Source organism: Streptomyces sp. NPDC005931 (assembly GCF_042871235.1).
Classification (GTDB): domain Bacteria; phylum Actinomycetota; class Actinomycetes; order Streptomycetales; family Streptomycetaceae; genus Streptomyces.
This window is the reverse complement of the sequence record NZ_JBIAIG010000011.1, coordinates 125,616-137,524: the sequence shown is the minus strand read 5'-3', so window position 1 is coordinate 137,524 and position 11,909 is coordinate 125,616. Positions and strand designations below refer to the sequence as shown.

Sequence of the window (11,909 nt, the reverse complement as noted above, 5' to 3'; positions counted from 1 at the left end):
CGTTGAACTCCAGCTACCGCCAGCCAGGAGTCGTCCTCACCGACCGCCGCTTCACCGTGCCCCTCGACCACGACGACCCCTCGGGGGAGACGATCGAGCTGTACGCGCGTGAGGTCGTCGCCGGCGAGAAGGCGGGCCAGGACCTGCCGTGGCTGCTGTACCTCCAGGGCGGCCCCGGCTTCGGGGCGAACCGCTTCATCGGCCGGCAGGCCTGGCTCGGCCGGGCGCTGAAGGACCACCGCGTCCTCCTGCTGGACCAGCGCGGCACCGGCCGCTCCAGCCCCGCCGGCCGCCAGACCCTCCCGCTGCGCGGCGGCCCCGCCGAACAGGCCGACTACCTCACCCGCTTCCGGGCCGACTCCATCGTCCGCGACTGCGAGGCGATCCGCCCCGAAGTCACCGCCGGCGCCCCCTGGAGCGTCCTCGGCCAGAGCTTCGGCGGTTTCTGCACCGTGGCCTACCTGTCCACCGCCCCCGAGGGCCTGGACACCGCCCTGATCACCGGCGGCCTGCCCTCCCTGGACGCCCACGCCGACGACGTCTACCGGGCCGCCTACCCGCGCGTCGCCCGCAAGGTCGCCGCCCATTACGCCCGCTACCCGCAGGACGTCGCACGCGCCCGCCGCATCGCCGAGCACCTCCTCAGCCACGAGGTGGTCCTGCCGAACGGCTACCGTCTCACCGTGGAGGCGTTCCAGTCCCTCGGCATCCTCCTCGGCAGCGGCGACGGCAGCCACCGCCTGCACTACCTCCTCGAGGACTCCTTCGTCCGCACGCCCGGCGGCCCCGCGCTGTCCGACGCGTTCCAGGAGCAGGCGCAGAGCCTGCTGTCGTACGCGGGCCACCCGCTGTACGCGCTCGTCCACGAGGCGATCTACGCCCAGGACGCCCGCCCCACCGCCTGGTCCGCCGAGCGGGTGCGTGCCGAGTTCCCGGAGTTCGACGCGGCCGCGGCACTCGCCGGCGACGGACCGCTGCCGTTCACCGGCGAGACCGTCCACCCGTGGATGTTCGACTGCGATCCCGCGCTGCGCCCGCTGCGCGAGACCGCCGAGCTGCTCGCCGCCCGCACCGACTGGACGCCGCTGTACGACCCGGCCCGCCTGGCGGCCAACGAGGTCACGGTCGCGGCGGCCGTCTACCACGACGACATGTACGTCGACACCGCCCACTCCCTGCAGACCGCCCGCGCCGTGCGCGGTCTGCGCACCTGGGTCACCGACGAGTTCGAGCACGACGGTGTGCGGGCGGGCGGACCCCGGGTGCTGGACCGGCTGCTCGCGCTGGCGCGCGACGAGGCGTGAGCGGGCGCCCTCCGGGGAGGGCCTACCGGCTAGTACCGGGCAGGAGTTGACCTCCGGCGGATGTCGGCGCCGCGGGTTAGTCTGCGGGCATGACCGAGCCGAGGACCGATCGACTCCGGCCCATGCCCGACGACTGGCAGCGCGCCCTGGCCGTGGTGGCCCACCCCGACGACCTCGAGTACGGCTGCGCGGCGGCGATCGCGTCCTGGACCGACGCCGGCCGCGAGGTCGTCTACGTCCTGGCGACCCGGGGCGAGGCGGGCATCGACACCCTGCAGCCGGCGGAGTGCGCCGCGCTCCGGGAGCGGGAACAGCGGGCCGGCGCCGCGGTGGTCGGCGTGTCGGTGGTGGAGTTCCTGGACCACCGGGACGGGGTGGTCGAGTACGGCCCCGCCCTGCGCCGGGACATCGCCGCCGCCGTCCGGCGCCACCGGCCCGAGCTGGTGATCACCCTGAACCACCGGGACACCTGGGGCGGCACCCACTGGAACACCCCCGACCACGTGGCCGTGGGCCGCGCCACCCTCGACGCGGCCGGTGACGCCGGGAACCGGTGGATCTTCCCGGAGCTGACCGAACAGGGCCTCGAGCCCTGGGACGGGGTGCGCTGGGTCGCCGTCGCCGGGTCCGGCACCCCCACCCACGCGGTGGACGCCACGGACGGCATGGAGCGCGCGGTGCGCTCGCTCCTCGAACACCGTGCCTACATCGAGGCGCTGACCGACGAGGACCCCGAGACCTACGCCCGCGGCTTCCTCACGCAGTACGCCGAGGAGACGGGGAAACGGTTCGGGAACCGGCCCGCGGTCGCCTTCGAGCTGTTCGCCCGGTGACGGCGATGGACACCGGGGAACTGCTGGCGGAGCGTTTCGAGGAGCACCGCGGGCATCTCAAGGCGGTCGCCTACCGCATGCTCGGCTCCCTGGCCGAGGCCGAGGACGCCGTCCAGGAGGCATGGCTGAGGCTGGGACGCACCGACCCCGACGAGATCGGCAACCTCGGCGGCTGGCTGACCACCGTCACCGGACGGATCTGCCTGGACCTGCTGCGCTCGCGCACCGCCCGCCGCGAGCAGCCGATGGACGAGACCTTCGTCCCGGACCCGGTGATCAGGCCCCTGCCCCGGACCGACCCGGAGGAGGAGGCGCTGCACGCCGACTCGGTGGGCGTCGCGCTGCTGGTGGTCCTGGAGAGGCTCGACCCCGACGAGCGGCTCGCGTTCGTGCTGCACGACATGTTCGCCGTGCCCTTCGACGACATCGCCCCGGTCGTGGAGCGCACCCCGGCCGCCACCCGGCAGCTCGCCAGCCGCGCCCGCCGCCGGGTGCGGGACACGACGCCCCCGTCCGAGCCCGACCTCGGCCGGCAGAAGGAGGTGCTCGACGCGTTCATGGCCGCCGCGCGCGGCGGTGACTTCGAGGCGCTGGTCGCCGTACTCCACCCGGACGTCGTCCTGCGGGCCGACGCGGGCACCCTGGTCCGCGGCGCGGCCGCGTCCAAGGTGCTCACGGGCGCGCGGACGGTGGCCGAGTCGGCGCTCCTGTTCGCCCGCTACACCGCGGCGGCCCGGACGGTGCTGGTGAACGACGCGCTGGGCCTGCTCAGCGTGGTCGACGGCCGCCCCCAGTCGGTGATGTCCGTCACCGTCACCGACGGCCGCATCACCGGCATGTACATCCTGGCCGACCCGGAGCGGCTCTCCCGTCTCCAGGTGCCGGCCTAGCCGGCGTGCTGTGCCGGGACGAGCGGCACCGGTCGGCGCTCGGGCGCCGACCGGTTGTTCCGTATGCTGAACGCCATGCGAGAAGAGAGGGCCGACCGGGCGGGACTGCGCGGCGACTGCGAGCGGTGCTTCGGACTGTGCTGCGTCGCGCTGCCGTTCGCCGCCTCGGCCGACTTCGCGGTGGACAAGCCGGCCGGCACGCCCTGCCGGAATCTGGGGGAGGACCACCGCTGCGGCATCCACGTGCGGTTGCGGCGGGAGGGGTTCACCGGCTGCACGGTCTACGACTGCTTCGGCGCGGGGCAGAAGGTCTCGCAGGTCACCTTCGGCGGGCAGGACTGGCGCACCGGCCCGCCGGACCGCGCCCGGCGCATGTTCGACGTGTTCCCGGTGGTGCGGCAGCTGCACGAGCTGCTGTGGTACGTGACCGAAGCGCTCACCCTCACCGCGGCGCGGCCGGTCCACGCCGATCTGCGCCGCGCCCTGGAGAAGACCGAGCGGCTCAGCCGGGGGACCCCGCAGGAACTGGCCGCGCTCGACGTCGGCGCACACCGGCAGGACGTCAACGTGCTGCTGCTCAGGGCCAGTGAGCTGGCGCGGGCAGGGGTGCGCGGGCGCCGCAGGGACCGCCGGGGCGCGGATCTGATGGGTGCCCGGCTCAAGGGGGCCGATCTGCGCGGGGTCAGCCTGCGCGGCGCCTACCTCATCGCCGCCGACCTCACCGGTGCCGATCTGCGGGGCGCGGACCTGATCGGCGCCGACCTGCGGGACACCGACCTTACGGACGCCGACCTGACCGGCGCCTTCTTCCTCACCCAGCCCCAGCTCGACGCGGCCCGCGGCAGCGTCGGCACCAGGCTGCCGGGGTCACTCGCCCGTCCCGCGCACTGGACGACGGGTCTCTGACGGCGCGTCATCGGCGGTGGCGCGGGCGCGGGGCCCGACCGGGTCCGTGCGCCGCTCGGGGCGCAGCCGCAGCCCCTCCGGCATCAGCGTCAGCCGCTCGGTCACCCGCAGCCGGTAGTCCGGGTCCGGCCGCAGCTCGTAGCGGCGCAGCAGCAGCCCCAGCACCAGGGTGGCCTCGTGCAGCGCGAACTGCCTGCCGATGCAGGCCCGCGCCCCCGTCCCGAACGGCTTGAAGGTGTGCTGCGGCCGGGAGCGCACCGCCCGGGTGTCGAAGCGGTCCGGGTCGAACCGTTCGGCGTCCGGTCCCCACACGTCCGGGTCGCGGTGCAGCATGGGCGTCAGCACCAGCGTCCAGGCGCCGCGCCGCATGGGATGCTCCCCGGCCAGCACGGTGTCCTCGCGGGCCTCCCGGGCGAAGGCGGGCGCGGTCGGCCACAGCCGCAGCGACTCGTCCAGCACCCGGCGCACGTACCTCAGCCGGGCCACCTGCTCGTAGGCCGGTGCCGGCGCGTCCCCCCAGACGCGGTCCACCTCGGCGCGGGCACGGGCCGCGACGTCCGGGTGCCGGGAGAGATGGTGCAGGGCGAAGGACAGCGCTCCCGAGGTGGTCTCGTGGCCCGCGACCAGGAAGGTGATGACCTGCCGCCGGACGTTCTCGGGGGACAGCCGCTCCCCGGTCTCGGGGTGGGCCGTGTCCAGCATCCGGTCGAGCAGGTCGCCCTCGCCGCCGCCCCCTGCCCTGCGGGCCCGCACCACCTCGTCGACGATGTGGTTCAGGCGGTCGATGTCGGCCGCGTTGCGGCGGCCCGCCCGGCGCAGCAGCAGCGGGACCAGCGGCGCGGGCACGGAGTTGAGCCGTTGCGCGTAGGTGAGGGTGCCGACCATCGCGGTCACGAAGGGATGCGGGCGGGGCCGTTCGAACGAGCCGAAGTCGTGCCCGAACCCGGTCCGCGCGATCGTCTCCAGCGTCAGCTTGGTCATGTCACCGGGCACGTCCACGGTCCGCCCCGCCGTCACCGCGCGGTCCCAGTGGTCCGTCAGCCGCTCGGCCACGTCCAGCATCATCGTGTGGTAGCCCGCCATCGCCTCGCGGTGGAACCCGGGCGCGAGAACGTCGTGCGCCAGCTGCCAGTTGGGCTCGTGGTTGTACGCGGTGAACAGCCCGTCGCCGGCGACCGGCCGCAGATTGGCGACGCCGAGACCGACGTGCTTGGCGAACCGCGACTCGTCGGAGAGGTCCGCGACCAGGCCGGCACCCCACGTGAACACGAACTCCTTGCCGAAGGCGTTGCGCCGGAAGATCGGCCCCAGCCGGCGGGCGTGGCGGACCGTGTCCTGGAGGGGAGTGCGCCGGCTCGCGCCGATCACGTCACCGAGCAGCGGGAGCCGGTACGGCGGGTGCGGGATGCGGTGCAGTGCGGGCCAGCCCAGCTCCGCGCTGCGGAACCCCTTCGGCATTCCGGCCCGTGCCGTCGTCTCCGCCATGGACGCGATCTCCTTCGATCCGGCGAGTCCCTGCGACGCACTGTGCGTGGATGGTGTTGTACGTGGGTTCAATAACGCGTTCAGTCTGGTCCGGTTGTTGAACCGGCGTCAAGTAGAGTGCGGCCATGGCCGCGAACCAGGGCGGGCGCACGCGCCGTCGGCTCAGCACGGAGGAGCGCCGCGAGCAGCTCCTGTCGGTCGGGGCGCGGCTGTTCTCCGAGAGCCCCTACGACGAGGTGTGGATCGAGCAGGTCGCCGAGATCGCCGGGGTCTCCCGCGGGCTGCTGTACCACTACTTCCCGACCAAGCGGGACTTCTTCGCCGCGGTGGTGGAGCGGGAGAGCGAGCGGATGCTGCGCATGACGGCGGCGGTTCCCGGCGTCCCGTTGCGCGAGCAGCTCACGGCCGGCCTCGACGCGTATCTGGAGTACGTCCGGACGCACGCCCACGGGTACCGGGCCTTCCACCGCGCCGACGCGGCGGGAGACCGGGCGGTGCGCCGTGTCTACCGTCGGGCGCTCGCCGCCCAGGAACGGCAGATCCTGGCGGCCCTGGCAGGGGACCCCGAGTTCGGCCCGGTCCTCGAACGGCGGCCGGACGTGCGCCTCGCCGTGCGCGGCTGGCTGGCGTTCACCACCTCGGTCTGCCTGGAGTGGCTGCGCGGCTCGGAGCTGGACCGTGAGCAGGTGCGCGATCTGTGTGCGCGCGCCCTGCTGGGTGTGCTCACTCCCTGAGAGGGCTCCCGAGGGTCCCTCCCCGACAGGGACACGGTGCGGGGTTGGCGCACACCCCGATCTTCGGTAGGTTAGGCAAGGCTTACCTAAGAGGAGGTTAGGATGGGTGATGACACGCACGGCTGGACGGCCGCACCCACCGCGGCGCAGCGGGCCCGGTCGGTGCTCGCCGCCGCATGGTCCTGCACGGTGACCGCGGAGGGCGGCCGGGAGGAGTTCGTCGGCGCGCACGCCGTGTCCGACGACGGGCGGATGCTGCTGCGGGTGCCCGAGGACAGTGCCCTGCTCGCCACCGCTGTCTGCGCGCCCCGCGGGGAGCCGTCCGCCGTGCTGGAGTTCGCCGACGTGGCGCCCGTCCCGGTGCGCGACAGGATCCGCGCCCGGTTGTGGCTGGCCGGCTGGTGCTCCGTGCAGGACGGCCGTCTCGCCTTCCGGGCCACGCGCGTGGTGCTGCGGCAGCGCTCCGGCGCCGTGGTCGTCGACCTGGACGAGTTCGCCACGGCCGCGCCGGACCCGCTGGCCACCGCCGAGGCCCGGCTGCTGACCCACCTCGCCGACTGTCACGCCGACGCGGTCGAACGGCTCACCCGTCTGGTCGACCCGGTGAGCCTGCACGGCGCGGTCCGCGTCCAGCCGCTCGCCGTCGACCGGCACGGGCTGACGCTGCGCATCGAACGCGCCCGCGCGGGCGGCGACGTCCGCCTGCCGTTCCACGCGCCCGCCGACGACCCCGCCCAGCTCACCGAACGCATGCACGTCCTGCTCTCCCAGGCGAGCGCCGCCACCTGCCCCCGGGCCCTACAGCGGCAGCGCGCAGACGGCGACCGGTGAGGCGAACGGCTCGCCCGCGCGGCGCAGTTCACCACTGTCCTCGTCCACGCGGAACACACTGACCGTGCCGGACCGCTGGTTCGCCGCGAACAGCAGCGCGCCGTCGGGGGAGAAGGCGATCTGCCGCGGGAACTCACCACCCACCGGCACGGTGTCCAGCAGCCGCAGCCGGGCCCCGTCCGCCTCCACGGCGTAGCGCGTGAGACTGTCGTGACCACGGTTGGCGAGATAGGCGAACCTGCCGTTGCCCGTCACCAGGACCTGCGCCGGGTAGTTGGTCCCCGGACCCGACCCCGTGGACCGGCCCGGCCCGATCTCCAGCCGCCCCGAGGCCGGGTCGTACGCGCCCACCGAAACCGTGTTGTCGACCTCGTTGGCGACGTAGACGTACCGGCCCCCGGGATGGAAGGTCAGGTGGCGCGGTCCGGCGCCGGGCCGGGCGCGTGCCCGCGCCACCTCGGTGAGCCTGCCGGCGCGCTCGTCGAGCCGGTAGGTGTACACGGTGTCCGTGCCCAGGTCCACGGCGAGCAGATGGCGCCCGTCCGGAGCGGTGACGAACTGGTGGGCGTGCGGGCCCTGTTGCCCGGGACCGGGCGGCGGGCTGGAGTGCGTGACCAGATCGGTGCGCTCCCCGAGCGCGCCCGAAGCAGCGATCGGGTGCACGGCCACATTGCCCGTGCCGTGGTGGGCGCTCAGCAGCCAGCGTCCGCCCGGATGCACCGACAGATGGCACGGGGCCGCCCCGCCGCTGCTCCGCCTGCCCAGGATCTTGCGGTCGGACAGCCGGACGGCGGTCACGGCACCGTCCTCGCGTTCGTTCACCGCGTACAGTGTCCGGCCGTCGGGATGGACCGCGAGATACGACGGGTCGGGGACGCCGGTGAGCGTGCCGGTGCCGGTGATCCGCCCCGTCGCCGGGTCGTACGCGGCCAGCCCGATGCCCTTGCCGCCGCCCTCGGCAGAGGTGTACGTGCCCAGGTAGAGGGGGCGCGGCCCGGACGGCGGGCGGCTCGTGCCCGGCTCGCCCGTGCCCGTCCCGGGGGACGCCGGGGACCGCGACGCGGCGGGCGGCGAAGTGCCGCCGCATCCCGGGAGGACGGCCGCGGCGGCCGTCCCGGCGAGGGCGCCGACGAATCGGCGCCTGCTCCAGTCGCCCCTGCCCATCCACGCACCTCGGCCCTCGCTCGTCCCGGTCGCCACAGCCACCTTGGCGCCGGGCACCCACCGGGTGCAAGCGGACCCCCGCCCGCGGGCGCGGCTACCAGTCGCCGTCGCCGACCGGCCGGCCCGGGGCGTCGCCGAGGGGCGTGACCTGATGGGACGAGGGGGCCTGCCAGGGCTCGTGGTCGTCGCCGAGCCAGTTGCCGACCGGTTTCACCCCCTCCAGCGCGTCCGCCGGGGCGAGGTCCCGAGCGTCCTCGTCGTAGTAGTCGAACCAGGGCAGCCCGGCCGCGGTGTAGGCGGCCCGGTCCACCGGCGACGGCGGTGCCGGCTCGCCCGTGATGCGCCGCCACTCCGGCGGGGTCACCAGATGCACGAACACCCGTCCGGCGGGCCGCCCGGACCAGTCGGACAGCGGCCGGTCGTCCCGGTAGACCTCCTGCCGCATGGAGCCCCCGACACCGAGACCCATGGCCGCGGCGGCCCGCGGCGCCGCGGCGGGGGCCGCGCCGTACGCCGGGGCCGCGCCCGGCGCGGGCGGTGCCGCCATGGGAGCCGCCGGCCCGAAGCCGCCGACGGGGGCCGAGCGCGCCCGCGCGGCCCGCTGCCGCTCCTGCTCCGCGCGCCAGCGGGCCAGCTCCCGGTCGTTCAGCGGGAAGGTCTGCAACTGGACGCCGCCCCACGCCTCCTCGCCGGTGACCTGGCCCTCCACGGTCGCGCCCAGGCCCAGCGGCACCGCCACGAACTGGCGGACCGTGCCCTCGCCGGAGTTGATGCCGTCCAGCCACGGCTGACGGGGCAGCACGACGTAGTTCTGCGGCCGCCGTACCAGCCGGTCGCTCCACGGCCGCCCGGAGACCGCGCAGACCTTGCCGACACCCACCTGCAGTGCGGCCGGCTCACCGGTGCCCGCGAAACTCAGCCACATGGCCTCGCGCAGGTACACCGGCAGCATCACACCACCGCGTGCCCGCCACGCCTCGGGCACCGCGTCGCCGTAGTCCTCGACCCGCCGGACGGGGAACTCCCCGAGACCGGGCGGCAGCGGGTGCGTGCCCGTCTCCGGCAGGCGCAGGGTGCGGATGAACCGCACCGCCACTCCGCCCGGCAGCCGCAGTGTGTTGCCGTCGATCCGCACAGTGGTACCGGTCATCGGCCCGCCCCCTTCGTGTTCGCCCCGGTCGCCCGCGCGGGCGTGCACGCCCGCGGCCGTCGTCCTCGCGGGAGCGGCACCCGCCGCTCCCGTCACCTAGAACGACGGGCGGCGGTGCCGCGGTTCCGGCGCAGCCGCGCGGGGAGTCGCATCCGCTCCTGCAACCCGGTGAGCCGCGGCAGGCGTTCGCGCTGCTCGCGCGTGTGCCGGTCCAGTTCCTCCAGCAGCCGGTGCGAGCGGTGCTCGGTGTCCATCTCGTCGAGAATCCGGTTGACCTCGGTCAGCACCGCGCCGTGCAACTGCCACTGGCGGGCGTCCCGGCGCACTCCGTCCAGCAGGAGACGGGCCAGCCTGTCGCGGGTGGCGGCGGCCTGCCGCAGCTCCGAGGCCAGCCGCTCCTCCGCCGACTCGGCGCTCGCGCTGACGCTGGTGGTCACCAGCACCGCGAAACTGACCACGGCGTCGGCGATCTCGGACAGCAACTCTTCGAGGGTCGCGCCCGTCTCGGGCTCGAACAGCGGATCCGGCTCCCGCTCCTTGGCGAGGTCGGTGAGCGTGCGCGCCAGCACCCGCAGCACGACGGTGCAGATCTCCAGCGTGTCCAGACCCGTGCGCAGCACCACCCGGTGCAGCAGCCCCTCGCGTACGCGCGGGTTGAGCCGCAGGCTGTCCTCGGCCTGCCGCAGCGCCGCGTCCACCTCGACGATGTCGTGGTCGAGACGGCGCGCCTCGTGCAGCCGGGCCGCCGCGCGGTGCGCCGGCGTACGGCCCGCGGCCTGCTCGCCGACGCGCAGCATCAACTGCCGCACCCGGCGGGCCAGTCCCTCGATGGACTCCCCGGCCTCCTCCACCCACACCGGCGGGGCCAGCAGCAGGTTGAAACCCAGCCCGACGACCGCGCCGATCAGTGTCTCCAGGATGCGGGCCCACGCCGTGTCCCCGACGGAGGTCACCCCGAGCACCAGCATGGCGCTGATCGCCACCTCGGGCACGAACTCGTGCACGCGCACCAGATGGCCGACGACCAGTGACGCGAGGATCAGCAGCCCGAGGCTCCACCAGGTCAGACCCACCAGAAGGCTGAAGGCGATGGCCACGACCACCCCGGCCACCACGGAGTTCACCCGGCGCACGCCGGTGGTGAGGGTGGAGTACAGGGTCACCTGGACGACGAGCAGGGCCGTCAGCGGCGCGGTGAGCGGGGCGGCCTCCGGGCTCAGCCGCAGCGCGATGACGTAGGCGACGGTCGCCGCCGCCGCCGAACGCACCGTCTGCACGACCACCGGGTCCCGGCGCCGCTTGACGTACCGTATGGCCGAAGCCGTCCACTCACGTACCTCTCGCATCCTCCGACGGTTCCCCTTCCCCGCGCGCGACGAACGTTTCCGGCCACGACGGTAGTCGGCCGGGGGACGAACACGGACGCACCCGCACGCGTCGGCCCGCAAAAAGGCCCGGGGCGCGGCGTGGTTCGCCGCACCCGAGGACGGGGTCCACCGGATGGTCCCGGCGGACGCGTGACGAAAGCCTCGGCGCATGAGACAGCGCACCCGCATCGTCCTCACCACGCTCGTCGTGCCGACCACGCTCGGCACGGTGACGGCCGGGGCCACGGCCCCCGCGACGGACACGGCGGTCACCGGCTCGGTCCTCGCGAGGGCGGACGCCGCTCCGGACGCCGAGCCGGCCGTCGTCGCGGCCCTCGACCGCGCCCTGCATCCGCTGCGCACCGTCGAACCGGGCGGCGACACCCACGACCTGCGTCCCCTGGCGCGGATGACCCGCGACGCCGTGGTGGTCGGCCTCGGCGAGGCGACCCACCGCTCCCGCGCGGGACCACGGGGTCCGGCCGCGCCGGCGGTGCGGGGGTCAGCGCAGCTTGTCGAGGAAGCCGAAGAGACTGTCCTTGGTGCGGGCGATCTGCTCCTCCAGCGTGAGGCTCTCCTCGAAGCGCGCCCCCGTCTCCGGGACCTTCCTGCCGCGCAGGTAGAGGGAGCAGGCCAGGTCGGTGCACATGTAGGCGCCGACCGAGTTGCCCTCGCGGCCGGCCGCGCCCGACTTGCGCGCGGTCATCAGGGAGACGCCCCCGCGCGGATGGGTCGTCAGACACAGTGAGCACATGCTGCGGTGCAGGAAGCCGCGCTGCGCCGGCTGGAACCGCATGGCCACGCCCACGAGCCGGTCGTCCCGCTCGGTCACCAGACAACTGCGATCCGGGGCACCGGGATCCCGCCAGCCGAGGAAGTCCAGGTCGTCCCAAGGGCGTTCGGCGAGATCGCGGGGTACGGACAGGCGCTTGGCCTCACCCTTCGAGCAGTTGACGAAGGAGCTGCGGATGTCCTGCTCGGTGAGTGATCTCATGGGGGATCTCCTGGCGTGTTCCTACGAAACCTAGGGGGTCTAGGTTTTCGCCCCAGGGTAGGGACTCCGTGGAGGGGGGAGCCATTGGTTTTCCGGCGGCCGGACCGTCGCGCCCTCACCGCTGCGGCGCGCCGGCCGTCGTGGCCGGGAGCGCGCCGAACCGGGTCGGCGGTCGGGTTCCGCGGGCTGGAGCGCACCCGAGCCGGGCCGTGCTTAGTTCACATCCTGAACTAAGGGGGCAGGAAAGCCGC

At 74.4% G+C, this 11,909-nt stretch carries 11 protein-coding genes; 6 read left to right on the top strand and 5 right to left on the bottom strand.

Annotated elements, in window-relative coordinates; translation table 11 throughout:
- The first annotated feature begins 2 nt into the window (after positions 1-2).
- The 4 genes from ACFYOV_RS24390 to ACFYOV_RS24375 all read left to right on the top strand — a co-directional run bounded on the left by ACFYOV_RS24390 (position 3) and on the right by ACFYOV_RS24375 (position 3,933).
- Positions 3-1,304 (top strand): alpha/beta fold hydrolase, encoded by a 1,302-nt coding sequence (locus ACFYOV_RS24390; protein ID WP_389090601.1) that lies wholly within the window; start codon positions 3-5, stop codon positions 1,302-1,304.
- Between the two features lie 89 nt (positions 1,305-1,393).
- Positions 1,394-2,137, top strand: coding sequence for a PIG-L deacetylase family protein (locus ACFYOV_RS24385; protein WP_389090599.1), 744 nt, complete (start codon positions 1,394-1,396; stop codon positions 2,135-2,137).
- Between the two features lie 5 nt (positions 2,138-2,142).
- Positions 2,143-3,027, top strand: coding sequence for an RNA polymerase sigma factor SigJ (gene sigJ / locus ACFYOV_RS24380; RefSeq protein WP_389090597.1), 885 nt, complete (start codon positions 2,143-2,145; stop codon positions 3,025-3,027).
- Between the two features lie 63 nt (positions 3,028-3,090).
- Complete coding sequence (locus tag ACFYOV_RS24375) at positions 3,091-3,933, top strand: pentapeptide repeat-containing protein (protein ID WP_389090594.1); 843 nt, start codon at positions 3,091-3,093, stop codon at positions 3,931-3,933.
- On the opposite strand, the gene ACFYOV_RS24370 is transcribed toward ACFYOV_RS24375, so the two are convergent.
- A complete protein-coding gene (locus ACFYOV_RS24370; RefSeq protein ID WP_389090592.1) occupies positions 3,895-5,418 on the bottom strand; it encodes a cytochrome P450 in 1,524 nt (507 codons plus the stop codon). The genes ACFYOV_RS24375 and ACFYOV_RS24370 overlap by 39 nt on opposite strands.
- 125 nt (positions 5,419-5,543) lie before the next feature.
- Here ACFYOV_RS24370 and ACFYOV_RS24365 point away from each other — a divergent pair, with 125 nt between their 5' ends.
- Positions 5,544-6,152 carry a TetR/AcrR family transcriptional regulator gene (locus ACFYOV_RS24365; RefSeq protein ID WP_389090589.1) on the top strand — a complete coding sequence of 203 codons (609 nt, stop codon included), beginning with the start codon at positions 5,544-5,546 and terminating at the stop codon, positions 6,150-6,152.
- Between the two features lie 102 nt (positions 6,153-6,254).
- Positions 6,255-6,983: a DUF2470 domain-containing protein gene (locus ACFYOV_RS24360; RefSeq protein ID WP_389090587.1), complete on the top strand. Its 729-nt coding sequence runs from the start codon at positions 6,255-6,257 to the stop codon at positions 6,981-6,983.
- Here the strand turns inward: ACFYOV_RS24360 and ACFYOV_RS24355 are convergent.
- From ACFYOV_RS24355 to ACFYOV_RS24340, 4 genes are all read right to left on the bottom strand, one after another.
- On the bottom strand, positions 6,951-8,147 hold the full coding sequence (locus ACFYOV_RS24355) for a lactonase family protein (RefSeq protein WP_389090585.1): 1,197 nt from the start codon (positions 8,145-8,147) through the stop codon (positions 6,951-6,953). The two genes, ACFYOV_RS24360 and ACFYOV_RS24355, sit on opposite strands and share 33 nt — an antisense overlap.
- Before the next feature lie 94 nt (positions 8,148-8,241).
- The gene (locus tag ACFYOV_RS24350; protein WP_389090583.1) at positions 8,242-9,297 is read right to left on the bottom strand and encodes a hypothetical protein; all 1,056 of its coding nucleotides are present in this window, start codon (positions 9,295-9,297) and stop codon (positions 8,242-8,244) included.
- Between the two features lie 92 nt (positions 9,298-9,389).
- On the bottom strand, positions 9,390-10,643 hold the full coding sequence (locus tag ACFYOV_RS24345; RefSeq protein WP_389090581.1) for an aromatic acid exporter family protein: 1,254 nt from the start codon (positions 10,641-10,643) through the stop codon (positions 9,390-9,392).
- A 523-nt stretch (positions 10,644-11,166) separates the two neighbouring features.
- A complete protein-coding gene (locus tag ACFYOV_RS24340) occupies positions 11,167-11,658 on the bottom strand; it encodes an FBP domain-containing protein (RefSeq protein WP_389090579.1) in 492 nt (163 codons plus the stop codon).
- Positions 11,659-11,909: the final 251 nt, after the last annotated feature.

Excerpts from the sequence above, each read along its gene's own strand:
- ACFYOV_RS24385 (WP_389090599.1), top strand. The coding sequence starts at position 1,394 with ATGACCGAGCCGAGGACCGATCGACTCCGGCCCATGCCCGACGACTGG.
- sigJ (WP_389090597.1), top strand. The coding sequence starts at position 2,143 with ATGGACACCGGGGAACTGCTGGCGGAGCGTTTCGAGGAGCACCGCGGG.
- ACFYOV_RS24375 (WP_389090594.1), top strand. The coding sequence starts at position 3,091 with ATGCTGAACGCCATGCGAGAAGAGAGGGCCGACCGGGCGGGACTGCGC.
- ACFYOV_RS24370 (WP_389090592.1), bottom strand. The coding sequence starts at position 5,418 with ATGGCGGAGACGACGGCACGGGCCGGAATGCCGAAGGGGTTCCGCAGC.
- ACFYOV_RS24365 (WP_389090589.1), top strand. The coding sequence starts at position 5,544 with ATGGCCGCGAACCAGGGCGGGCGCACGCGCCGTCGGCTCAGCACGGAG.
- ACFYOV_RS24360 (WP_389090587.1), top strand. The coding sequence starts at position 6,255 with ATGGGTGATGACACGCACGGCTGGACGGCCGCACCCACCGCGGCGCAG.
- ACFYOV_RS24355 (WP_389090585.1), bottom strand. The coding sequence starts at position 8,147 with ATGGGCAGGGGCGACTGGAGCAGGCGCCGATTCGTCGGCGCCCTCGCC.
- ACFYOV_RS24350 (WP_389090583.1), bottom strand. The coding sequence starts at position 9,297 with ATGACCGGTACCACTGTGCGGATCGACGGCAACACACTGCGGCTGCCG.
- ACFYOV_RS24345 (WP_389090581.1), bottom strand. The coding sequence starts at position 10,643 with ATGCGAGAGGTACGTGAGTGGACGGCTTCGGCCATACGGTACGTCAAG.
- ACFYOV_RS24340 (WP_389090579.1), bottom strand. The coding sequence starts at position 11,658 with ATGAGATCACTCACCGAGCAGGACATCCGCAGCTCCTTCGTCAACTGC.